The organism is Nonomuraea sp. NPDC003709 (assembly GCF_040610775.1).
Classification (GTDB): Bacteria; Actinomycetota; Actinomycetes; order Streptosporangiales; family Streptosporangiaceae; genus Nonomuraea; species Nonomuraea angiospora_A.
This window is the reverse complement of sequence record NZ_JBEXMW010000023.1, coordinates 169905-192497: the sequence shown is the minus strand read 5'-3', so window position 1 is coordinate 192497 and position 22593 is coordinate 169905. Positions and strand designations below refer to the sequence as shown.

Sequence of the window (22593 nt, the reverse complement as noted above, 5' to 3'; positions counted from 1 at the left end):
TGCCGGTCGTTCGGCTGATTTGGTTGATCACGACGAACCTAGCAATCGGCCCGATGGGTGTCGACAACACGAACTGCGGCCGAAATATGGGCACTTCACGCGCCAGCAGCCGGCCAGCACCCGCCGGGATCGGGCTTGGCATCGGACGATCAGGTGCGACGTCCCGAGCTCGCGCACCCAGGCGAGGCACGATCCCGACTCGGTGAACTGCGGCAGCGACTCCTGCCCAACACAGTCTGGCCAGGCTCAGTTGCTCAGCAGTGAAAGGCCCTGCCACCAGGCGTACAGCGGCTGTGGAGTCCAAGCCTCGGCGGTCATGGCCACGGACCGGCCTGTGTACGTCCAGGACATGGCGTAGTACGGCCCGTTGAGGGTGCAGAGCAGCTTGCCCCTGACCCAGGTGCCTTTGTACTCGGCCCCGGTGGCGCAGTTGCCTCCCCGGCCGTCGTGCAGGGCCCACCAGTACGACTCCGCCCACGTCTCGGCGTCGGCGTCGCTGCGGAACAGCACGATCATCGGATCGTGAACCGGACCCGACCGGACGGCCGTGCAGTCGAGAGCGGCCACCGCACCGGCCGGAGGACGAGCGGCAGGCCGGCAGTTCCTCAAGTCCGCCGAGCCGAGCATCTTCTCCAGCCGGCACTCGCCCGTCGTCATGACGCACGCCGACCCCGTCGGCTCGGTCGACGGGTCCTCTTCGGCCGTCGGCTTCGGCGTCCTGGAACGAGAGCGGGAAGACGGGGCCGCCGATTCGGTCACCGTCACCGTCGGCGTCGGTGACGCCGACGTGATCCCTGATCCAGGTGCTCCACCCGCCCGAAGCGCGGCAAGAGCGACGATCAACCCGCCAATGCCCGCCAGGGCGCTCACCATCTCCCAGTGAATGCGGTCGCGCCAGGATTTCCGGCCATTCTGGGCTGTTCGTGAAGGGCCCTTCGATCCGGGAGCCGAGGAGCCCATCGAAGTCACGTCCGACCTCCTGCTCATGAAAGACCCCCAGCGTGAACAGGAGAAACAGCCCCTGGTGGCCGACTTCTCCACACCGCGGCATCGGCCACTTCCGCCAACCTGCCGAAGCTCCTTCGCCGGGGACGGGGGGTTCCAGGTGTTCCTCAACGTTCTCCCGGACACGAGCGCGTCGCCCGGGGAAACGTGGAGAAGCCGCCACTGCAGTATCCGTTCTATGGCAGGAACGGTTATGCCGCAGCTGGAATGCCGCAAACATCTCGCCCGAGCGGCGCGAGGCGATCGGCACCGCCGGCCGCCGCCGTGGTCGGCGACACCACCGGTCAGGGCGGACACCACACCCCAGGGACGTCCGGGCTGTTCGACCAATTACGGCTCAAACCCAGGCAAGCCAGTCTCTGGGGTCGGCCAGAGAGCGGCCGTTGCCGTCGAGGGACGGCACGATCAGGGTGTCGCCTCCAGTCAGGAAAGCGGGGCAGGCCGCGAGCTCGGGTCGCTCGGGGGTATCGGTCCGCGAGGACGTGCTGTTCCTGCCTGACGGGCAGAGCGCCGAACGGGCGCGCACCGGGCTGCTCGGGTGGGATGGCTCATGCCTCTCCGACGAGGACGAGCAGTCCTACAGCATCGACCCCCGACTCGAACCCTTCACCAGTGGCCCGTGGACGGGCGAGATCAGGACCTTCGCCGTGCAGCGCCCCGACCCGTCGCGTCGGCCCAAGGGCACCTACCGCCGCTCGGTTGCTCATGTCGCCGTGGGCGTGCGCCAGGGCACCACCATGGTCTACCTCCGCTGGCAGGGACCGGTCGAAACCGACCCGGCCGCCGCCCTGCGCACCGGCCAAGCCGCCATCATGCACACACTCGACCGTCTGCCCGTCGGCGGTTGAACCTTCGATCCTGCCGCTTGCACCGCTCTGACCTGTTGTGATCTAAAGCGTCTCCGGACTCATGATCGATGCCGCTGGAGTGTCCAAAACGCCTGCCCGGGCCGGCTGGACGGGTCAGCGTGCGTGCGCTGCCGCTCGTTCGCCCGGCGGCGCGTCCAGCCGAGCCTCGGCCTGACCGGCCCCTTCAGCGTGGCCGGCCCGGTCGAGGTGGTCGGCGTGGAACAGTCCTTCGGCCAGCAGGCGCCGGACGTGCTCGTCGGCGGCGCTGTAGTACACGAACGTGCCCTCGCGGCGGCCCTTGACGAGTCCGGCCAGCCGGAGTTTGGCCAGGTGCTGGCTGACCGCGGTGGGAGCGGCGTCGGCGAGCTCGGCCAGGCAGGCGACGTTGGACTCACCCTGCAGCAGCGCCCAAAGGATCTTGATGCGGGTGGGATCGGACAACAGGCGAAATGACTCGGCGGCCAGATGCACCTGTTCCTCGTTCGGCATGTCGAAGTCGGGCAGCGAGGTGTGCATACGGCAAGCCTACCCCGAACCTCACTGCATGCGTATCTGCGTGACTGCGCATATATGATGCTTCGGTGACCACTGATCTGACCACGTTCGAAGCCGCCGCACGCCCGGCGCCCGTATCCAGACCACTGCGCTGGTGGCGCTCGGGGGCGGGCTCACTGCCGGAGGTGCGCTGGGCCCTGGCGGCCACCGCGCTGTTCGCCGCGGGCGGCCTGGCCCAGCTCGCCGGCGCGCCCGCCTGGCTGTGGTGGGCGCTGTATCTGACCTGCTACGCCGCCGGCGGCTGGGAGCCGGGCCTGGCCGGGCTGAAGGCCCTGCGCGAGAAGACCCTGGACGTCGATCTGCTCATGGTCGTCGCCGCGATCGGCGCCGCGGCGATCGGTCAGGTCTTCGACGGCGCGCTGCTGATCGTCATCTTCGCCACCTCCGGCGCGCTGGAGGCGGTGGCCACCAAACGCACCGAGGACTCGGTGCGCGGCCTGCTGGACCTGGCCCCCGACCAGGCCACCCGCGTCGACTCCGACGGTGACGAGGAGGTCGTGGCGGCCGCCGACCTGCGGGTGGGCGACGTCATCGTGGTACGGCCGGGCGAGCGCATCGGCGCCGACGGGCGCGTGGTGGCCGGGGTCAGCGACGTCGACCAGGCCTCCATCACCGGCGAGAGCCTCCCGGCCGACAAGCAGAGCGGCGATGAGGTGTTCGCCGGGACGATGAACGGCACCGGCGCGCTGCGCGTCCAGGTCACCCGGCCCGCCGGCGAGACGGTGATCGCCCGGATCGTGGCCATGGTCGAGCAGGCCGGCGCCACCAAGGCCCGCACCCAGCTGTTCATCGAGAAGGTCGAGCAGCGCTACTCGATCGTCATGGTCGCCGCCACCCTCGCTCTGTTCACGCTGCCCCTGCTGTGGGGCACCTCGGTGCAGGACAGCCTGTTGCGGGCGATGACGTTCATGATCGTGGCCTCGCCGTGCGCGGTGGTGCTGGCCACCATGCCGCCGCTGCTGGCCGCGATCGCCACCGCCGGCCGCAACGGCGTGCTGGTCAAGTCCGCTGTGGTGATGGAACACCTGGCCGACGTCGACCTGGTCGCCTTCGACAAGACCGGGACCCTGACCGAGGGCCGGCCGTACCTGACCTGCCTGCGTGTCCTGACCGGCACGGCGGCCACCGCGAGAAGTGGATCAGAGCGCGGGGCCGGGGCGCAGGCCGATCGGCTGCTCGCGCTGGCGGCGGCGGCCGAGCAGGGCTCGGAACATCCGCTCGGCCGCGCCATCGTCGCCGCCGCCCACCACCAGCGCCTGCCGCTGCCCGCGGCGGCTGACTTCGCCGCCCTGCCCGGGCGCGGCGTCCGCGCCCGCGTCGATGGACGCCTGGTCGAGATCGGCAGCCCCGCTCACCTGCTGGACCAGACCGCGGGCGGCGCCATGTCCGGCGATGCCGAGCGGGCCCGCCAGGTCGTCGCCGAGGTCGAGGAGGACGGGCACAGCGCCGTGCTGCTGCTCCTGGACGGCCGTCCCGTCGCGGTGCTCGGTCTGGCCGACCGCATGCGTGCCGGCGCGGCACAGGCGGTGGCGCAGCTGACCGGCCTGACCGGGACGGCCCCCGTCCTGCTGACCGGTGACAACCCCCGCGCTGCGGCCCGCGTGGCCGACCAGGCCGGCATCACCGACGTAAGGGCCGGGCTGCTGCCGCAGGACAAGGTCGAGGCCGTCCACGAACTGCGGCGGCAAGGCGCCCGGCCGGCCTTGGTCGGCGACGGCGTCAACGACGCCCCCGCTCTGGCCAGCGCGCACGCCGGCATCGCGATGGGCGGCTCCGGGGCCGCCCTCACCCTGCAGGCCGCCGACGCCGTCATCACCCGCGACGACCTGTCCACCGTCCCCGCGGTCCTCGCCCTGGCCCGCCGCGCCCGCCGCCTGGTGGTCGCCAACCTTGTCATCGCCGGCACGTTCATCGCCGTGCTGGTGGCCTGGGATCTGTTCGGTGAGCTGCCGCTGCCACTGGGGGTGGCCGGGCACGAGGGCTCCACCGTCATCGTCGGCCTCAACGGCCTGCGCCTGCTGCGCGATGCGGCGTGGAAGCGTGTGCCGCTCGAACATTGAGTCACGGGCCCCGAGCCCCGCAGCCAATGCCGCCCGGTCGGCCCAGCCCGGATTCGGCGCGGGCCATCCACGACTTCTGGACCATCCTCCACCCGGCCACGCCTAGCCGAGCGGAAGGCGGAGGATGAACCGTGTGCCGTGGGAGCTGTCCTCGATCCGAAGGGTGCCGGCGTGCGCCTCGGCGATCTGCCGGGCGATCGGCAGGCCCAGTCCGGTGCCTCCGGCGTACCTGTCACGGGCGGTGTCCAGGCGGGTGAAGCGCTGGAAGACCAGCTCGCGCTTCTCCGGATCGATGCCCGGACCGTTGTCGATCACTTCCAGCATCGCGATGCCGTTCGGGAAGCGCTGGGTGTCGCGCTTGGGGCAGAACGAGCGCCGTACGTGGAAGGCGATGGTGGTGGCGGCGTGCCGCTCGGCGTTGTCGATCAGGTTGGTGAGCAGGCGCGACAGCTGAGCCCGGTCGCCGGTCACCACCACACCGCGCTCGAGCGAGAACTCGAACCGCTTGTCCTGCTTCGGGCGCCTCTCGCACTCCGAGGTCACGAATTCGGCCAGGTCGATCGGCTCGCGGTCCACCTCCTTGCCCGCCTCCAGCCGCGCGATGGTCAGCAGGTCGCCCACGATCGCCTCGAGCCGGTCCACGCTCTTCAGAACGGTGTTGCCCAAGGTCGGCACGTTGGTCTCCTCGGGCGCGTGCAGGGCGTCCTCGACCTCGGCCCGTATCGCGGCGATGGGGGTACGCAGCTCGTGGGAGGCGTCCGAGGTGAAATGCCGCTGCAGTTTCATGGCGGCCTCCAGCCGCGCCAGAGTCCGGTTGACGCTGTCGGCCAGCTCGTGGATCTCGTCCCGGCTCCGCGGAAGAGGCACCCGCCGGTCGGGACGGGTCTCAGTGATCTTGTCGAGCTCCATCCGGATGGCGTTCACCGGTCTGAGCGACTCGGTGACGATCCGATGGCCGATCGTGGTGATGGCCACGGCCATCGCCAAGGTGGCGCCGATCACCGTCGCGGCCAGCCACGGATCGACGTACAGAGGGACCGTGGGAGAGGAACTGTAGACGACCCAGTCGTCTCCCGGCCGGAACGCCGACTGCGCGACCACGACATTGCACTCGCCGGAACGGAAGACCCCGCCGCAGACGACACCGCTGGAGATGTTCCTGTGGTCGGGGGTGATGCCGGCCATGACCGGCTTGCCCTGCAGTTGCGGCGTCGCCGCGACGACCTTCCCCGTGCCGTCGACGATCTGCAGGTTGCGGCCCTTGTACTCGACCAGCGGCGTGACCACCTCGTTGTGCTCCACCTCATGGGCCACACGACCACCGGCGGCGGCGAGCTCCCCCATGAGGTCTCCCATGGCGACCCGATGGATCGCGACCATGACCATCGTGGCCAGGAGCGCGCACAGCAGGGTCGCCACCGCCCCCGCGAACACCGTGATACGCACCGTAATCGACCAACGTCGCGGAGTCTTCATGCGCCATCCCTCCAACCAGTCGAACACGCGGGCCGTAGCAGGCTGTGCACGAGGTGTTCGGGTAATGGCATGCGGCGTTCCAAGACCTTGCCAAGTCTCGGATCACCGAGCGCCCGGGTGTGGTGGGTCAGCGGCCGAGCTCACCAGGCCGCACCTGGGTCAGGGGGGCCGGCGCGCTCACCACCGGTCCCAGTGCAGAACCTCCTCCCGCGGGATGCGGGGAGCGGGCTTGAAGTCGGTGCCGAGCGTGAAGGCCAGCGGGATGAAGGCCGCCAGCATGACCTCCTCGTACGGCACTCCGAGCACCTCGGCCAGCTCGCGTTCGAGCGGCGCCTGCGCGGTGGTCCACACCGTGCCCAGCCCGCGCGCCCGGGCGGCCAGCATGAAACTCCACACCGCGGGCAGGATCGACCCCCACGCCCCCGCCTGCACGGTCACCGGCTCATGGTCGGTGCGTCCCTCCACGCCGGGGATGACGAACGCGGGCACCCGGTGGATGTTGGCAGCCAGGTACCGCAGGCCATCGAAAACCCGCTCGGTGGAGCCGGAATGGTAGCTCATGCGCCACAGATCACGTTCGGTCAGCGGCTGCCCCGTGGCCAGCGTCAGGGCGCGCAGGAAGATGTCGGCCACGGCCCGGCGCTGCTCGGCCTCGGTCACGACCATGAAGTGCCAGCGCTGCCGGTTGCGCCCGGTGGGCGCCTGCACGGCGAGGTCGACGCACTGCTCGATCAGCTCGCGAGGCACCGGCCGGGTGAAGTCCAGGCGTTTGCGCACGGCCCGGGTGGTGCTCAGCAGTTCGTCGGGGGTGAGGTCCAGTGTCACGATGGGTCTCCTGTCAGGCTGTGGGGACGGGTACGGGGCGGCGCGAGCGCAGGCCGTAGGCGGCGATGAGGGCGCCGGCCAGGGAGAAGCCGCCCACGGTCACGAACGCGATCCGGTAACCGGCCAGTACGGACTCACCCAAGGTCGTGACCGTGACCAGCACCGCGGCGCACAGCAACACCAGGGCCACCTGTTGGCGGCCGTCGGTTCGGATCACGGTCACTCTCCATCTGCATGCAAACAATTGGCGGACAGACGGTTGTGACCGTATGCCTGCAAATCATCTGCTGTCAAACAATCTGCCTGGAGATGGATCTGCGGTAGGCTGCCGGGTGGACGCAAGAGGAGAGTGATGGCGGCAACGACCAGAACGGCGGAGTGCGGGACGGCCTACTTTTCGCGACTCGCCGCCGAGCGGCTCGACATCGCGCCGTGCCGGGCCTCGGCCGCCGTGGCCCGCGCCTCCGACGAGCGCGGCCGGCCGAGCGCGATCCTCGCCGAACTCCTGCGGCCGGTGCCGGCGGTGGCCGAGGCGTAGGCGCTGCGGGTGTTGGGGTTGGCCGTGCGCGGGGTGGCCGGAAAGGCCCTCAACGAAAGCCGCGAGAGATCATGACTGGCGCTCGGCGTTCCGGCCGGCCTGGCTCTGCTGCCACTGCTCCATGGCCTGCCGGAGGGGCGCGTTCACGAGGAGCAGGAACTCGGCAGAGAAGCCGAAGCGGGCGCCGGCCGGGGTCGTGGCCCCGAGGATCTCCGCCGCGCGCTGCGATGCGGCGATCAGGGTGTCGTTCATTTCCAGTGCCGCAAGGGTGGACCGGAGCCAGAACTCGTCGTCGACGACATAGCGTTCGCGGCGCCCGCCGGGAGTTCGTTCCCGCTTGAGCAGTCCCTGCTGTTCGAGGAAGGCGATGGTCTGCGAGATCGACGCTGGGCTGACGCGAAGCCGCTGGACCAGGTCGGCGGCGGTGAGGGTGCCGGAGTCGGTGACGTACAGGCAGGCCAGCACCCTGGCCGCCATCCGGGGCATCCCCTGCTGCTCGAGGAGCGTGGCGAAGGATTCCGTGAGGTTCTGGACCGCCTGGGGGTCACGCCCATGGCTGCTGTCGCCGGCCAGCGGCGCCGGAGGCTTGGCCTTCCGGTGGCGGCGCGCACGCTGATGGGTGGCCTCCTGCGCCTGCTGCGCCCCGTAATCGTCGAGTCCGCCGTTGCGGGCGACCTCTCGCATGATGGTCGAGGCGGGCCGCCCGAGACGCCGGCCGATCTCTGTGAATCCGAGCCCCTCGGCCAGCCCCTCAGCGATGTGCTGACGGTCCTCGTTGGTGAGTCTGTCTCCGGGCATCGGTACTCGTCTCCCATCTGCGGGCCTGCACAGGGCTCCGCACAGTATGCATTCACTCGAAGTCCATTGCAATACGAATCTTGATCACCTATTGCATTCAGTGTCATATTCATTGCAATCTCAGTCTCTTATTGCTGCTGAACAGGGCTTCAAGTCTTCCATTCATGTTGACTGAATGATGAATGCAATGTACCTTCGCAGAAGTTCAGCGATGCATGAACGTCCGTCGCGGTACGCGAGGGGCAGGCGTCGCGCAGAATTCTGGAGGAGGCAGATGACCATGTCCGACGCTGAAAAGGGCGGCTTGCTCACAAAGGTGATCGGCCCCAAACGGCGGTGGCGTCAGTACAAGGCGCGCGTGGGACAACTCCCGCCGAACTACCGCACGGCGGTCGACGCGATCGAGCGGCACCTGATGCTCTTCGTGCCGACCGACGGCGACAGCAACGCGTCGATGTTCGAAGAGCTCGCCGACCTGTTCGAACAGGCCGCAGCGGACGGTACGCCGATCCGCGAGATCGTCGGGGAGGATCCCGTGGAGTTTGTCGGGACGTTCGTACAGAACTACTCCGACGGTGGCTACGTCCCCAACCGTGAGCGAAAGCGGCTGACCGACGCCATCGAGCGCGCCGCCGGCGAAGAAGACAAGACGGTCTGATAACGGCACAGCGTCTGCACGACGCGGCCACGGGGCCGGCGCTGGTGCATGCGATTGCGCCCTCGGGGCTGCGAACCGGGCCCCGCCGAGCTCACCCCCGAATCTCGTGCATTGCCCATGAGCGCCACGCCGGGACGGGTCTCACAAGATCGAACATTGTGTAAGGAGATTCATGATGGGAAATGGCAACAGCGGCTTCTCCAAGGCCGGACTGAACAGAATGCGCGAGGTGCTGGCACGGCATGTCGAGTCCGGGAGGATCCCCGGGCTGGTCGCCCTGGTCAGCCGGGGCGAGGAGACCCACGTCGAGGCGATCGGGACGATGCGCCATGACGGTGGCGCGCCGATGCGCCGCGACACCATCTTCCGGATGGCCTCGACGACCAAGCCGGTCGCGGTCGCGGCGGCGATGGTCCTGCTGGATGAGTGCCGGCTGCGGCTGGACGACCCGGTGGATCGGTGGCTGCCCGAGCTCGCCGACCGGCGGGTGCTGAAGCGGCCCGACGGCCCGCTGGACGACACCGTGCCGGCGCGGCGGCCGATCATCGTGCGGGACCTGCTCACCGACACGTTGGGGCTCGGGCTGGACATGACGGCGCGGACCGCTCCGATGATGAGCGCGTTCTTCGAGCAGGGGGTGTACGGCCAGGAGGACGGATGGATGTTGCCGGCACCGGACCCGGACGAGTGGATGCGCCGCCTCGGCACGCTGCCGCTGATGCACCAGCCGGGAGAGCGGTGGCTGTACAACGTCGGCGACGACGTGCTCGGCGTGCTGGTGGCCAGGGTGACCGGGCAGTCGTTCGAGGAGTTCCTGCGGGAGCGCATCTTCGATCCGCTGGGCATGACCGACACCGCCTTCCACGTGCCCGCCGACAAGATCGACCGGCTGCCGCCCCTGTACTCCCCCGATTGGCAGACCGGAGAGTTCAACGTGGAGGACGAGGCCGAAGGCGGACACCACAGCAAGCCTCCGGCGTTCCAGTCAGGCGGCGGCGGACTCGACTCCACCGTCGACGACTATCACGCCTACTTCCGGATGCTGCTCAACCACGGGATGCACGGCAGCGAACGGATCCTGTCCCGGCCCGCCGTCGAGCTGATGACCACCAACCGCCTCACGCCCGAGCAGCAAGCCGCCCGAGAGGCCTGGGCCCGCGGCGTCGCCCATTTGGCGTACGGCACCGGGCAGCATGGCGGCTGGGGCTTCGGGATGGCGGTGCGCACGTACCGTGGCGACTACGCGCCCATCGGCCAGTTCGGCTGGGACGGCGGAGCCGGCACCACCACCTACGCCGACCCGAGCAACCGGCTCGTCGGCATCCTGCTCACCCAGACCGGCATGTCCACCCCGGACTCGGCGCGAGCCATCCACGACTTCTGGACCACCCTCTACCAGGCAATCGACGACTGACCTCGCCATGTTCTCGTCCACGCTCGCCGGGCCGGGCGTTGCCGTCCGGGACGAGTTCACGGGCTTCCTTCGTCCTGCCCCCGCTCCTCCGTCGGAAAGAAGATCGCGCTGATCACGTGCGGTCGCCGCTCCGGTCCGGGCCCGTTCCCCGTCCGCGACCTGAGCACCTCCCGCAGCTCAACCGCGATTTCCTCCATCTCCTCCGAGGTGAGCCACAACGTCCCCTGCCGATACCCGACCCGATCCGCGACCGGATCGGCGCCCGGCCGGTCAAGATAGGCGTTGAACTCGGCGAGCAGCGCCGCCATGGCCGCCGCGAACCCGTGGCGGTGGTCCTGAAGTGACATCGCCTTGGCCGTGTCGAGATCGATGTGGGCGGCATTCTGCCGCAGCCGGTAGTAGCGCTCGACCATCCCCCGTACCCGCTGCTCGTCGGCCACTTCCAGCAGCCCGGCGTCGGCGAGCAGGCCGACGTGCCGGTACAGGGTGGTCTTGGGCACGTCGGGCAGGCTCTCGCACAGGTCGGACGTGGTGCGGGTGCGCCCACCCGACAGTGCCCACATGATGCGCAGCCTGACGGGATGCAAGATCAACTCGAGCGTGTCCATTCTCCAATATTCCCACAACTGGTACTGTTCCCAAAGTTGGGACTATTCGAGAGGGGCAATCGATGACCGCGGCCACGACACCGGCACGGCTCAGCGACGAGGCGGTGATCCCCCTGCGCACGCTGGACCCGGGCGCCGCGCTGGACGACCTGGAATGGCTGGACGACGCGATCGGTGACGCGCGGGTGGTGGCGATCGGCGAGAGCGCGCACTACAACCGGGAGTTCTACGAGCTGCGCCACCGCCTGCTGCGTTACCTGACCGAGCGGCACGGGTTCGGCGCGTACGCGATGGAGACCGGATTCACGGAGGGCCGGCGTACCGACGCCTGGGTTCGAGGCGGCGAGGACCGGCTCGGCGAGATCATGGCGAGCGGCCTGACCTCACTGACGGGCCTTTGGCGGCAGATGGGAGCCCACCTGGAGTGGATGCGCGGGCACAACGCCACCGCCGAGCACCCCGTCGGCTTCTACGGCATAGATCTAGGCGGCCAGAACGCCTCCCTGCTCCCCGCCCTGGACGCCGTGCTCGCCTACCTCGCGCAGGCCGATCCCGGCTTCCACATCGAGCCGGCCATCCGGGAGACGGCCTCGGCCTTCGCGGCGACGTCCGCGTTCGCCGCCCCCGCGACCATGGCCGTCTACGACCGGCTCCCGCCCGAGACGAAGGACGCGCTGACGGCGGGCCTCACCGGCCTCGCCGCGCGCATGAAGGGCCGGCGCCTGGAGTACGTCCGGCGCACCACCGCCGAGGAGTACGAGCGCGCGCTGCGATCCATGCACCACGCGCTCACCCTGGAGTCCGTCATCCGCGGCATGACCGGCGGCGACCAGCAAAGCGTGATGTACAACCGCGACGCCGAGATCGCCGACACGGTCGAATGGATTCTGCGCCGACAGGACCGGATCGTCCTGGCCGCCCACAACGGCCACGTCCAGCGCGGGCCCGCCACGCTCCCCGGCATGAACCCGGTGACCCCGATGGGAATGCACCTGGCCGACCGGCTGGGCAAGGACTACCTGGTCATCGGCGCCACCTCGGGAACCGGTCACATGCTCAACTCCGACTTCGCCGCCTTCCAGGCCGGCGTCCTCTTCGCGCCGATGGAGGCTCCGGAGCCCGGCAGCCTCGACGCCCTCATGCACGCCGGCCACGACGGCCCCTTCGCCACCGATCTGCGGCGACTGTCGCCGGCCGACGCCGAGGCCGTCCGGGGTGCCACCGTGCAACGCGCCGGTGTCGGCGCGTACTACTCCCCTGTGAGCGCGCTGGACGCGTACGACATCGTCGTGCACCTGCCTCACGTCACGGGCGCCGACCCCGACCAGGCCGCGCTCGCCTGTTCGCCGCAGGAGGTGCGGGACGTGTTCTCCCACTACAAGCCCCAGTAGCCGGGCGATCCGCGCCCGAGGTCCGGGCGCATCCCCCGCGAGGTCACCCCCGTCGGGCTAGACCTCGATCTGCGAGCCCATGATGACCGTGCGGTCGCGGGGCAGGCCGAAGAACTCGGCGGCGTCGGCGGTGATGTACGAGGTGGCGATGAACAGCCGCTTGCGCCACGGCGCCATCGTCGGAGCCGTGCCACGCCGAAGCTCGACCTTCGACAGGAAGTAGGACGCCTGGTCGAGCCGCAGCCGCCCCTCGGTCATGGCCGGGTCGAGCAGCGCCAGCGCGCCGAGCACATCCGGGGTCTCCATGTAGCCGAAGCGGGCGGTGACGTGGAAGATCCCGTCGTCGGCGTAGCCGAGGTCGTCGACGGCGATGCGCCGATCGGCCGGAACGCGGGGCACGGGCTCCGTCTCGATGGACATGATCAGGACGTGGTCGTGCCGCACGTGGTTGTGCTCGACGTTGGCGCGCATGGCCAGCGGCGCGGTCTCCTTGCCCCGGTTGAGGAAGACGGCCGTGCCCGGGACCCGCCGCGTCGCCGCCTTCCCGGTGCACAGCCGCCCGACGAACTCGCGCAGCGAGCCTTCGCGCCGTTCGCGTTCCGCGGTGATGATCTCGCGGCCCCGTTGCCAGGTGGTCATGACGGTGAACGCGGTGAGGCCGATCAGCAGGGGCAGCCACGCGCCGTGGACGAGTTTGGTCAGGTTGGCCGCGACGAACAGCAGGTCCACCGCCAGCAGCACGGTCGCGCCGAGGCCGATGATCCAGACCGGTGTGCCCCACTTCGCGCGGGCCACGTAGAAGAACAGCAGGGTGGTGATGGTGATCGTCCCGGTCACCGCCATGCCGAACGCGAAGGCCAGCGCCGTGGAGCTGCGGAAGGCGAAGACCAGGGTGAGCACCGAGACCATCAGCAGCCAGTTGATCCAGGGGACGTAGACCTGGCCCATGGTGGACTCGGAGGTGTGCGCGATCCGCAGCCGCGGCAGGTAGCCGAGTCGTGCGGCCTGGGATGCGACCGAGTACGCGCCCGTGATCACCGCCTGGGACGCGATCACGGTCGCCGCCGTGGCCAGCAGGACCATCGGCAGCCGCCCCCAGCCGGGAACGAGCAGGAAGAACGGGCTGCTGATGTTGGCCGGATCGGCGAGGATCAGCGCGCCCTGGCCGAGATAGCTGAGAACGCACGCGGGGAACACGAGGATCAGCCAGGCGCGGTTGATCGACCGGCGGCCGAAGTGGCCCATGTCGGCGTACAACGCCTCGGCGCCGGTGACCGCGAGCACGACCGCCGCCAGGGAGAAGAAGGCGACGCCGAAATGACCGGCCAGGAAGCCGATCGCGTACGTCGGCGACAGCGCCTTGAGGATGTCCGGGTGCTCGGCGATGCCGGCCACGCCGCACGCGCCGATGGTCACGAACCAGACGATCATCACGGGCCCGAACACCCGCCCCACCGCCGCGGTCCCCCGGCGCTGCACCAGGAACAGCAGCACGATGATCAACGCGGTGATCGGCACGACGAGCTCTCCCAGCGAAGGCTCGACGACCTTGAGCCCTTCGACCGCGGACAGCACCGAGATCGCCGGGGTGATCATGCTGTCCCCGAAGAACAGTGAAGCGCCGAAGACGCCCAGCGCCGCCAGCACGGCGACGGCCCGCCGGCCCCGTTGCGCGCTCCACCGCCGCACCAGCGTGATCAGCGCCATGATGCCGCCCTCACCGTCGTTGTCGGCGCGCATCGCCAGCAACACATACGTGACCGTGACGATGATCATCACTGACCAGAAGACCAGCGACACCACCCCGAACACGTTCTCCGTGCTCACCGGAACGGGATGCGGGTCGCTCGGGTTGAACACCGTCTGCAGGGTGTAGATGGGGCTGGTCCCGATGTCGCCGAACACCACACCGAGAGCACCGACCACCGACGCGAGCCGCACCGCGCCATGCGCGCCCGGACCACGAGCCGCCTCCGGCGCGGGCACGTGCCGGCGATCGCTCACAACGCTCCCCCATCGCGCGACCGGACGATACCGATGCCTCAACATAACCGCCGGTAGCCCAGATCACCCGCACCGGTCACATAGACACCATGCATCCGCCGACATCGACGCCTCCGGCGGCTGCTTCCTCGGCCCCCGGATCTGAGCAGCCGCATCCACCTGCTCCAGCCCGCCATCGAACTCACCCCCAGGTGCCATGTCAGCACGGCGACGGCCTCATATCAGCGCGGCAGGCGATGGTGGATGCCATGAACATCCGCGACGGCGAAGCCGGGGATCGACATCCCGGCTTGTCTTTCAGCTATTCAGCGTTACTATGTACCAGTAGCTAGCATTACCGAGTAGCTGAAGGATGTTCCATGGGCAAGCAGATGACGGAGATGCTCAAGGGCGTGCTGGAGGGCATCGTCCTGGCGATCCTGTCCGGTCGGCCCGCGTACGGCTACGAGATCACGGCGTGGCTGCGGGATCAGGGCTTCTCCGACATCGCCGAGGGCACCATCTACGCCCTGCTGGTCAGGATCGAGCAGCGCGGCTTCGTAGACGTGGAGAAGGTCCCGTCCGAGAAGGGACCGCCGCGCAAGGTGTACTCCCTCAACGCTCAGGGACAGGCGTACCTCGAGGAGTTCTGGAGGACCTGGAGCTTCCTCGCAGAACGGCTCGAACAGCTCCACGAAGGAGGTAAGTAGGCATGGCCACAGAGCCGAACGAGCAGAAGAGCCGCTACCTGCAGTACCTGGAGGTGGTCACAGGGTCGCTCGAGGAGAAGCGGCGCTACCGGCAGTACAAGGCGCGCATCAAGCAGCTTCCCGAGAACTACCGCACGGCAGTCGAAGCGCTGGATCGGTACCTGATCCACACCGGGCCGGTGGAGGGCTCGATCGCGATGTACGAGGACCTCGCCGACCTGTTCGAACGGAGCGCGGCGGACGGAACCCCGATCCGCGACATCTTCGGGGAGGACCCCGTGGAGTTCGTCGAGGCGTTCGCACAGAACTACCCCATCGGGCAGTGGAGAGCCCGGGAGCGAAACCGCCTCACCAGCGCCATCGCGCGCGCCGCCGGCGAAGACATCGGAAAAGAAGACAGGACCAGCTGATGACGAAACAGCAAGCCCAGGCGATCCAGGTGCGAGGCCTGGAGAAGTCGTACAAGGAACTACATGTGCTGCGCGGCGTGGACTTCGAGGTGGCGCCCGGCAGCATCTTCGCCCTGCTCGGCTCGAACGGGGCAGGCAAGACCACCGCCGTGAAAATCCTGTCCACGCTGCTCAAGGCCGACGCGGGCACGGCGAGCGTGAACGGCTTCGATGTCGCCACGCAGGCCGGCGACGTGCGGGAGTCCATCAGCCTCACCGGACAGTTCGCCGCCGTCGACGAGATCCTCAGCGGGCGGGAGAACCTCGTACTGGTCGCCCGGCTACGGCACCTCAAGAACCCGGGCAAGGTCGCCGATGACCTGCTCGCCCGTTTCTCGCTGACCGACGCCGGCGCGCGGAAGGTGGCGACGTATTCGGGGGGCATGCGCCGCCGCCTCGACATCGCGATGAGCCTCATCGGGAACCCGCCGGTCATCTTCCTCGACGAGCCGACCACCGGGCTCGACCCCCAGGCGCGCATCGAGGTGTGGCAGGCCGTCAAGGAACTCGCCCACCGGGGTACGACGGTGCTGCTGACGACGCAGTACCTGGACGAGGCCGAACAACTCGCCGACCGGATCGCGATCCTGCACGAGGGCCGGATCATCGTCAACGGCACCCTGGCCGAGCTCAAGCAGCTGCTCCCGCCCGCCAAGGTCGAATACATCGAAAAGCAGCCGACCCTCGAGGACGTCTTCCTCTCCCTCGTCGCCGCCAACAACACCTAAGGGAACCACGATGACCAAGCACTTCTTCGGCGACACCACCGTCCTGCTGGGACGATCGCTGCGCCACATCACGCGCAGCCCGGACACCATCATCACGACCGCGGTCATGCCGATCGCCATGATGCTGATGTTCGTGTACGTGTTCGGCGGTGCGATCAACACCGGGTCGGACTCGTACGTGAACTACCAACTGCCCGGCATCCTGCTCATCACGGTCGCCTCGGGCGTCGCCTACACCGCGTTCCGGCTGTTCATGGACATGAAGAGCGGCATCTTCGAGCGATTCCAGTCCATGCCGACCGCGCGCTCGTCCGTGCTGTGGGCGCACGTGCTGACCTCGCTGGTCGCCAATCTGATCTCGCTCGCGGTCGTCGTGCTCGTCGCCCTGCTCATGGGCTTCCGCTCGGCGGCAGGAGTGCAGGCATGGCTCGCGGTCGCCGGCATCCTGATCCTGTTCACCCTGGCGCTGACGTGGATCGCCATCATCCCCGGCCTGACCGCGAAGACCATGGAAGGCGCGAGCGCGTTCTCCTACCCGCTCATCTTCCTGCCGTTCCTCAGCTCGGCCTTCGTACCCACCGCCACCATGCCCGGCCCGGTGCGCTTCTTCGCCGAGCACCAGCCGGTGACCTCCATCGTCAACGCCATCCGCGCCCTGTTCAGCCAGCAGCCGGTCGGCACCGACGTCTGGGTCGCCCTGGCCTGGTGTGTCGGCATCCTCGCCGTCGCGTACGTCTTCGCCATGAACGCCTACCGCCGCAAGATCTCCTGACTTCCCCCATTCATTGCAACGAAGGAACGGTAATGACTGAATCCCTCCACACCCTCCCCACGATGCCGACAGAGCGTCAGCCCGGCTGCCCCTTCGACCCGCCCAAGGAGCTGATCCAGGCGCGCGAGCACGGCCCGATCAGCCGCTTCCCGTTCCCCGACGGGCACGAGGGCTGGCTGGTCACCGGCTACGACCTGGCGCGGTCGGTCCTGGCCGACCCGCGGTTCAGCTCGCGCAAGGAGCTCATGCGCCACCACCCGCTGATCGACTACAGCGAGTACGGCGACATCGAGGTCCCCCCGGCGCCGCCCGGCGAGTTCCTCCTCATGGACGACCCGCAGCACAGCCGCTACCGCAAACCGCTGGTGGGCAAGTTCACCGTCCGGCGGATGCGCCTGCTCACCGAGCGCGTCGAGCAGATCACCGCCGAACATCTGGACGCCATGGAGAAGGCCGGCCCGTCGGCCGACCTGGTGACCGCCTTCGCCAAGCCCATCCCCGCCATCATCATCTGCGAACTGCTGGGCGTGCCGTACGAGGACCGGGGCTCCTTCCAGGACAACATCGACAAGTTCCTCGGCGGAGAGGTCAGCGACGAGGAACTGATCGCCGCCTACACCGCCACCCAGCAGTACCTCGCGCAGCTCGTGGCCGCCAAGCGCGCCAACCCCACCGACGACGTGCTCAGCGACCTCATGGACGGCGACCTGACCGATGAGGAACTGCAGGGTATGGCCCTGATCCTGCTGTCGGCCGGCTTCGACACCACTGCCAACATGCTGGCGCTGGGCACCTTCGCGCTGCTGCAGAACCCGGACCAGCTGGCGGCGCTGCGCACCGACCCCGCGCTCGCCGAACCGGCCGTGGAGGAGCTGCTGCGGTATCTGAGTGTCGCCAAGCAGTTCGCCAGGGTCGCGCTGGAGGACGTCGAGCTGGGCGGGCAGACCGTCAAGAGCGGCTCGACGGTCATCCTGTCGTACGCCACCGCCAACCGCGACCCCGAGCGCTTCACCGACCCCCACGTGCTGGACATCCGCAGGCAGGACGGCGGGCACCTGGCCTTCAGCCACGGCATCCACCAGTGCCTGGGCCAGCAGCTGGCCCGCGTCGAGCTGCGCGTCGCGCTCCCCGCGCTGCTCAACCGCTTCCCCACGCTGCGCCTGGCCGTACCGGCCGACGAGGTCGCCCTGCGCCCGGAGACCGCCGACATCTACGGCGTCAAGAGCCTCCCGGTCGCCTGGGACGCGTGACCGCCGGCCGATGGCGAGAACGCCACCGCGTTCCGCAACACTGTCATCGTCGAAGCAGCCACCCGGACCTACCGGGGCCGACATGATCCGCAAGATCACCGCAGCCCTCGACGCCGCTTGACGGGGATGTCGACCTGCGCAGCTCCCCTGGCCGACGCCCGCCGCCGGGCATCGCGCCTTGAGTAAACCCGCACCGCTGTGCCGGACCCGTACCCGGCAGGTCCGACCCCTCGACGCATTCGCCATCTACACCGCGCCCTGCCCGACTGGGCACCAGATCCCCTTGTCGGCGCCGTCAGGCTGAAACCCGTGGCGCAAGGCGTTCCGCCCGATGCGCTCGCGCCGCACAAAGCCGGTCGCACTCTCATCACGGCAAGCTCGCTGCCGCCCGTCAGCGCACCACGCCGCCGCCTCCGCGCGCTTCGTCGGCCGCCGCCGATCCCACCGACAACAGTAGGAAGGCACATGTCAAACTCCCGACGGCGAGGGTTCCTCGCCGCAGTCGCACTCGCGATCCCGCTCGTGGTCGCCGGTGCTCCCGCCGCATCCGCGACGGCGGAGCCGAAGATCAAAGTCTCCGGTGGGCTCACCCAGCCGGTCTTCTCCTACAAGGACGCCATCCGTGAGCACGTCCGGGTGCAGTCGCAGGTCGACAGTGACGGCGACGGCAAGAAGGACCTGGTCCGGGTGGACATCATCCGGCCGAAGGAGTCCGGTTCCGGACTCAGGGTTCCGGTGATCATGCAGGAAAGCCCGTATTACGATGACCCTGGCGTCGGCTTCGAGATCGAGAAGAAGAAATACGACGCGGACGGGAACGTGACGAAGTTCCCGATGTATTACGACAACTACTTCGTGCCGCGCGGGTACGCGTTCGTGTCCGTCGACATGATCGGCACCAGGTTGTCCGACGGCTGCCCCACCTCCTACGGCGCCTCCGACGTGCTCGGCGGCAAGGCGGTCGTCGACTGGCTGAACGGCCGGGCGACCGCCTACGACGACCAGGGCGATCCGGTCAAAGCCACCTGGACCACCGGCCGCACCGGGATGATCGGCCACTCGTACGAGGGAGCGCTCGGTGTCGGCGTCGCCGGCACCGGCGTGCCGGGGCTGGCGACGATCGTGAACATCTCGGGCTACACCAGCGGCTACGAGAACTCGCACGCCAACGGCACCCTCACCTGGTTCAAGGGCGGGGCGAGGTGGCAGTCCGAGCGGGTCGACAAGGATCCGGCGGAGAAGTGCGAGGCGGTGCGCCAGCGGATGGACGCCGAATCCGACGATGAGACCGGCAACTACAACGCCTACTGGGACGAACGCAACTACCGGACCGGCCCGATCTCCAAGGTGCGCAACGTCCGCGCCAGTGTCTTCTCGGTGATGGGCATGCAGGACCGCAACGTGGTGGGCAGCCAGTTCTCCGAGTGGTGGACCAAGCTGCCCCGCACGGTGCAGCGCAAGGCGTGGGTGACGCAGTACGGGCACCTCGACCCGTTCTGGGCCCGCCGCGAGGTGTGGCTCACCACCCTCAACCAGTGGTTCGACCACGAACTGATGGGCGTCTCCAACGACATCCTGCGCCGTCCGCGCGTCGACGTGCAGCTCGGCCCGGACCGCTGGATCACCCAGGCCGACTGGCCCGCACCCACGGCGCGGACGACGACCCTGCGGCCGCAGCGGGACGGCTCCCTGGGCCGCAGGACTACGAGTTCAAGGCCGGGCACCGGCTGGGCCTGGTCCTGACCGGAGCCAACGACGACTTCAACCTCGACGAGAGCGGCACCGGAACCGGCACCGACGTCGAACCCGGAACCGGGGCCAAGGTCACCGTCGACCTGGCCGGCACCTCGATCTCGCTGCCGGTGGTCAACGGCACACCCATCGAGTAGGAGCAAGATCGACATGAGCGGACGGTCGCGACCGTCTGCACGGCGGCCCCGACCTGCCGACCGGAAATGTGGGCGGCGGCGTCAGGCCCCTGCCCAGATCAGTGTGAGGAGCGCGACGAGCGCGATGTGGTCGCCACCCTTCCGGACTCCCTGCCGGGGCCGGATGCGCGTCACAGTCCCACGTCCCGGCGCAGCAGGTCGTCGATCTCCTCCCGGCGCACGACCACCCGCGCCGCGCCGCCGGCGACCGCGATGACGGGTGGGCGGCCGGTGAGGTTGTAGGTGGAGGCCATCGAGTGGTGGTAGGCGCCCGTGGCCGGGACCGCGATGACGTCGCCGGGCCTGATGTCCGAGGGCAGCGGCACGCTTTCGGCTATGACGTCGCCCGCCTCACAGTGGTGGCCGACCAGGGTGACCTCGCGGGCGGCCATGGCCGAGCGGCGGCCGATCAGACGGGCCGTGTAGCGCGCGCCGTACAGGGACGGGCGGGGGTTGTCACTCATCCCGCCGTCGACGGCCACGAAGGTGCGGGTGAGGGTGCGCTTGACGGCGATGACGCGGTAGAGGGTGAGCCCGGCCGGGCCGCTGATCGCCCGGCCCGGCTCGACGGTCAGCCGGGGTACGGGCAGGTTCAGCGCCGCGCTGCGCTCCACCACGGCCTTGGTGACCGTCGTGGCGTACTCGTCGGGGGTCAGGCCGTGCTCGGACTCCAGGTAGGCGATGCCCATGCCGCCGCCCAGGTCCAGCTCGGGCAGCACGATCCCGTACGTGTCGCGGATCGCGGCCAGTTGCTCGACCATGACCCTGGCGGCCTGCTCGTACGGCTCGGTCGTGTGGATCTGGGAGCCAAGGTGGCAGTGCAGGCCCGCCAGCCGCAGCTCCGGCTGGCGCAGCACTCTGGCGACGGCTGCGGCGGCGTCCCCGGAGGCTATGGACAGGCCGAACTTCTGGCCCTCGCCACCGGTGCGGATCGCCGCGCAGGCGCCCGCCTCGATGTCCGGAATGACCCGCAGCAACACCTTCTGCCGATGCCCGTGCGGGACCAGCATCGCGAGCCGGGCGACCTCGGCGAGGTTGTCGACGACGATGCGACCGACCCCGTAGTGGACCGCCTCGGCCAGCTCGTGCGGGGTCTTGGCGTTGCCGTGGAAGACGATCCGCTCGGCGGGGAAGCCGACGGATCGGGCGGTGGCCAGCTCGCCGCCGGAGCAGACGTCCAGGCCGAGCCCCTCCTCCCGGATCCAGGTGGCCATCGCCCGGCACAGGAACGCCTTGGCCGCGTACCGGATGTCGGCGTCCGGCAGGGCGGCGCGGAAGGCCCGGCAGCGCCGGCGCACGTCGGCCTCGTCCACCACGTACGCGGGGGTGCCGAAGCGCTCGACGATGTCCATGAGCGGCACGCCTCCGGTGGCGGCGACCGGCCGGAAACCGGTGGTGGCCGACCAGGGCTCCGCGGCTTCGTCGAAGCGTGCGGGCTCACGCGGGCCGGGGACGAGCAATCGGGGCTCTGACATCTGGTTCCTCCTGCGAGAAATGCTTCAATTTGGACGCTAAAGGCATCGCAGGATAAGTCAGCATATTTCTACGCAATCTGGACGCATATCACGAAAACTCTGACGCGGCCTTGACGGCGCGGCCTGCGGGCCCGGCTGGTCGCGGTCACGCCGGCGGACCAGGCAGGCGCCGCGATCGACACCGCCGGCACCGGCCACTCCTGACGGCCGGTCCCCGACGCTTCAGCAAAGGGGACAGTCTCCCCCCGCCGCCTGAGGCGAAGCACCCGGCGTCCCCTCGGCGTCCGCGACCTGCTGGAATCCGGAGCCGGACTCCTGCCCCGCCTGATCCTGCTGCAGGAGGCACATCAGGCCACCCGCTTCGCGGGCCTGGTCATCGTGCCCGCAGGATCGATGACGATGCCGATGACGTCCAGTTCGGCGATCATGCCACGCAGCGCCGGGGCGGTGAGCAGCACCCACCGCTGGTCGGGCCCGAGCACCTTGGCCAGGTTCAGCGGCGAGGAGAACGCGACCGCCGTCCGCTTGCCCGAGGCCGTGCGGAACAACCGAAGGGTCAAGGCGCACGTTCCCACCGTGACCGGGACGCACAATCGGGGCTCTGACATCTGCTTCCTTCCAGCGAACTGTCGTACGCAGAAGACGCTAGAGCCGGCGTCGGCCGCAATCCGCGATCGCTACGCAATTCTGACGCTGACGGCGTAAATACTGGCGCAGCTTTGACGGCCTTTACTGGCTCGGGGACGCGCACGCCCGGGGGCGGAGACCTGGCCGGCGGTGCATGACGACGTGGTGGCCGCGCGGCTCGGCGTCGATGCTCTCGTCGCAGCGTCGAGTACAGCAGCGCGTCAGGCGTCACGGACCTGCGGCTCGACCCACGCGCCATGCGCATGGAGTCGGCGCGGCTGGCCGAGACCATCCTCGGCCTGATCCACCAGGCCAGGGAGCATGCCGAGGCCGAACAGCGCAAGAGAACCGAGGAGTTCCTGGGCGACGACGGGCTCGTCACCGATCAGCAGGTCATCGCCGACCAGCTCCGGCACGCCACCGGCGCGCTCCAGAAGAACCTGGAGCGCGCCGCCGCGACCATCGACCGGGTACGGGCCCTGCTCCAACCATGAC

General features: G+C 69.1%; 24 protein-coding genes. 14 read left to right on the top strand and 10 right to left on the bottom strand.

Features of this window, described 5'->3' with window-relative positions; genetic code table 11:
- Positions 1–246 precede the first annotated feature (246 nt).
- Positions 247–516, bottom strand: coding sequence for a hypothetical protein (locus tag ABZX61_RS49520; protein WP_355205930.1), 270 nt, complete (start codon positions 514–516; stop codon positions 247–249).
- Between the two features lie 31 nt (positions 517–547).
- On the opposite strand from ABZX61_RS49520, the gene ABZX61_RS49515 reads away from it, so the two are divergent.
- Together ABZX61_RS49515 and ABZX61_RS49510 are read left to right on the top strand one after the other, a co-directional pair.
- Entirely contained in the window at positions 548–883 is a 336-nt protein-coding gene (locus ABZX61_RS49515; RefSeq protein ID WP_355205927.1) for a hypothetical protein, read from the top strand.
- 505 nt (positions 884–1388) lie between these two features.
- A complete protein-coding gene (locus tag ABZX61_RS49510; RefSeq protein ID WP_355205925.1) occupies positions 1389–1853 on the top strand; it encodes a hypothetical protein in 465 nt (154 codons plus the stop codon).
- 114 nt (positions 1854–1967) lie between these two features.
- On the opposite strand, the gene ABZX61_RS49505 is transcribed toward ABZX61_RS49510, so the two are convergent.
- Positions 1968–2369 carry a metalloregulator ArsR/SmtB family transcription factor gene (locus tag ABZX61_RS49505; protein WP_355205922.1) on the bottom strand — a complete coding sequence of 134 codons (402 nt, stop codon included), beginning with the start codon at positions 2367–2369 and terminating at the stop codon, positions 1968–1970.
- A 125-nt stretch (positions 2370–2494) separates the two neighbouring features.
- Here ABZX61_RS49505 and ABZX61_RS49500 point away from each other — a divergent pair, with 125 nt between their 5' ends.
- Positions 2495–4468, top strand: coding sequence for a heavy metal translocating P-type ATPase (locus tag ABZX61_RS49500; RefSeq protein ID WP_355206061.1), 1974 nt, complete (start codon positions 2495–2497; stop codon positions 4466–4468).
- 102 nt (positions 4469–4570) lie between these two features.
- On the opposite strand, the gene ABZX61_RS49495 is transcribed toward ABZX61_RS49500, so the two are convergent.
- The 3 genes from ABZX61_RS49495 to ABZX61_RS49485 form a co-directional block, all read right to left on the bottom strand.
- Complete coding sequence (locus tag ABZX61_RS49495; protein WP_355205919.1) at positions 4571–5914, bottom strand: HAMP domain-containing sensor histidine kinase; 1344 nt, start codon at positions 5912–5914, stop codon at positions 4571–4573.
- A 207-nt stretch (positions 5915–6121) separates the two neighbouring features.
- A complete protein-coding gene (locus ABZX61_RS49490) occupies positions 6122–6769 on the bottom strand; it encodes a nitroreductase family protein (protein ID WP_355205917.1) in 648 nt (215 codons plus the stop codon).
- Between the two features lie 13 nt (positions 6770–6782).
- Positions 6783–6986, bottom strand: coding sequence for a hypothetical protein (locus tag ABZX61_RS49485; protein ID WP_355205914.1), 204 nt, complete (start codon positions 6984–6986; stop codon positions 6783–6785).
- Positions 6987–7121: 135 nt separating this feature from the next.
- Between ABZX61_RS49485 and ABZX61_RS49480 the strand changes: the two genes are divergently transcribed.
- The gene (locus tag ABZX61_RS49480; protein WP_355205911.1) at positions 7122–7307 is read left to right on the top strand and encodes a hypothetical protein; all 186 of its coding nucleotides are present in this window, start codon (positions 7122–7124) and stop codon (positions 7305–7307) included.
- 69 nt (positions 7308–7376) lie between these two features.
- Here the strand turns inward: ABZX61_RS49480 and ABZX61_RS49475 are convergent, their stop codons facing one another.
- Positions 7377–8105, bottom strand: coding sequence for a helix-turn-helix domain-containing protein (locus tag ABZX61_RS49475; RefSeq protein WP_355205908.1), 729 nt, complete (start codon positions 8103–8105; stop codon positions 7377–7379).
- Positions 8106–8379: 274 nt separating this feature from the next.
- On the opposite strand from ABZX61_RS49475, the gene ABZX61_RS49470 reads away from it, so the two are divergent.
- Both ABZX61_RS49470 and ABZX61_RS49465 read left to right on the top strand, forming a co-directional pair.
- The gene (locus ABZX61_RS49470; protein WP_355205905.1) at positions 8380–8763 is read left to right on the top strand and encodes a DUF1048 domain-containing protein; all 384 of its coding nucleotides are present in this window, start codon (positions 8380–8382) and stop codon (positions 8761–8763) included.
- Positions 8764–8935: 172 nt separating this feature from the next.
- Positions 8936–10177 (top strand): serine hydrolase domain-containing protein, encoded by a 1242-nt coding sequence (locus ABZX61_RS49465; RefSeq protein WP_355205902.1) that lies wholly within the window; start codon positions 8936–8938, stop codon positions 10175–10177.
- Positions 10178–10233: 56 nt separating this feature from the next.
- On the opposite strand, the gene ABZX61_RS49460 is transcribed toward ABZX61_RS49465, so the two are convergent.
- The gene (locus tag ABZX61_RS49460; protein WP_355205899.1) at positions 10234–10785 is read right to left on the bottom strand and encodes a helix-turn-helix domain-containing protein; all 552 of its coding nucleotides are present in this window, start codon (positions 10783–10785) and stop codon (positions 10234–10236) included.
- Between the two features lie 62 nt (positions 10786–10847).
- Here ABZX61_RS49460 and ABZX61_RS49455 point away from each other — a divergent pair, with 62 nt between their 5' ends.
- Positions 10848–12176, top strand: a complete 1329-nt coding sequence (locus ABZX61_RS49455; RefSeq protein WP_355205896.1) for an erythromycin esterase family protein — start codon at positions 10848–10850, stop codon at positions 12174–12176.
- A 57-nt stretch (positions 12177–12233) separates the two neighbouring features.
- Here ABZX61_RS49455 and ABZX61_RS49450 read toward each other — a convergent pair whose 3' ends face one another.
- Positions 12234–14180 carry a potassium transporter Kup gene (locus ABZX61_RS49450; RefSeq protein ID WP_355205893.1) on the bottom strand — a complete coding sequence of 649 codons (1947 nt, stop codon included), beginning with the start codon at positions 14178–14180 and terminating at the stop codon, positions 12234–12236.
- Between the two features lie 359 nt (positions 14181–14539).
- Between ABZX61_RS49450 and ABZX61_RS49445 the strand changes: the two genes are divergently transcribed.
- The 6 genes from ABZX61_RS49445 to ABZX61_RS49420 all read left to right on the top strand — a co-directional run bounded on the left by ABZX61_RS49445 (position 14540) and on the right by ABZX61_RS49420 (position 19811).
- A complete protein-coding gene (locus tag ABZX61_RS49445) occupies positions 14540–14869 on the top strand; it encodes a PadR family transcriptional regulator (protein ID WP_350737154.1) in 330 nt (109 codons plus the stop codon).
- Positions 14870–14871: 2 nt separating this feature from the next.
- On the top strand, positions 14872–15279 hold the full coding sequence (locus ABZX61_RS49440) for a DUF1048 domain-containing protein (protein ID WP_355205891.1): 408 nt from the start codon (positions 14872–14874) through the stop codon (positions 15277–15279).
- A complete protein-coding gene (locus ABZX61_RS49435) occupies positions 15279–16046 on the top strand; it encodes an ATP-binding cassette domain-containing protein (protein ID WP_355205888.1) in 768 nt (255 codons plus the stop codon). Before ABZX61_RS49440 ends, ABZX61_RS49435 begins: the two co-directional genes overlap by 1 nt.
- Positions 16047–16056: 10 nt before the next feature.
- On the top strand, positions 16057–16818 hold the full coding sequence (locus tag ABZX61_RS49430; RefSeq protein ID WP_350737161.1) for an ABC transporter permease: 762 nt from the start codon (positions 16057–16059) through the stop codon (positions 16816–16818).
- A 32-nt stretch (positions 16819–16850) separates the two neighbouring features.
- On the top strand, positions 16851–18068 hold the full coding sequence (locus tag ABZX61_RS49425; protein ID WP_355205885.1) for a cytochrome P450: 1218 nt from the start codon (positions 16851–16853) through the stop codon (positions 18066–18068).
- Between the two features lie 465 nt (positions 18069–18533).
- The gene (locus ABZX61_RS49420) at positions 18534–19811 is read left to right on the top strand and encodes a CocE/NonD family hydrolase (RefSeq protein WP_355205882.1); all 1278 of its coding nucleotides are present in this window, start codon (positions 18534–18536) and stop codon (positions 19809–19811) included.
- Positions 19812–20127: 316 nt separating this feature from the next.
- On the opposite strand, the gene lysA is transcribed toward ABZX61_RS49420, so the two are convergent.
- Together lysA and ABZX61_RS49410 are read right to left on the bottom strand one after the other, a co-directional pair.
- Positions 20128–21471, bottom strand: coding sequence for a diaminopimelate decarboxylase (gene lysA / locus ABZX61_RS49415; protein ID WP_355205879.1), 1344 nt, complete (start codon positions 21469–21471; stop codon positions 20128–20130).
- 347 nt (positions 21472–21818) lie between these two features.
- Positions 21819–22079, bottom strand: coding sequence for an SAV_915 family protein (locus ABZX61_RS49410; protein WP_355205876.1), 261 nt, complete (start codon positions 22077–22079; stop codon positions 21819–21821).
- 276 nt (positions 22080–22355) lie between these two features.
- Between ABZX61_RS49410 and ABZX61_RS49405 the strand changes: the two genes are divergently transcribed.
- On the top strand, positions 22356–22592 hold the full coding sequence (locus ABZX61_RS49405; RefSeq protein ID WP_355205873.1) for a hypothetical protein: 237 nt from the start codon (positions 22356–22358) through the stop codon (positions 22590–22592).
- Position 22593: the final 1 nt, after the last annotated feature.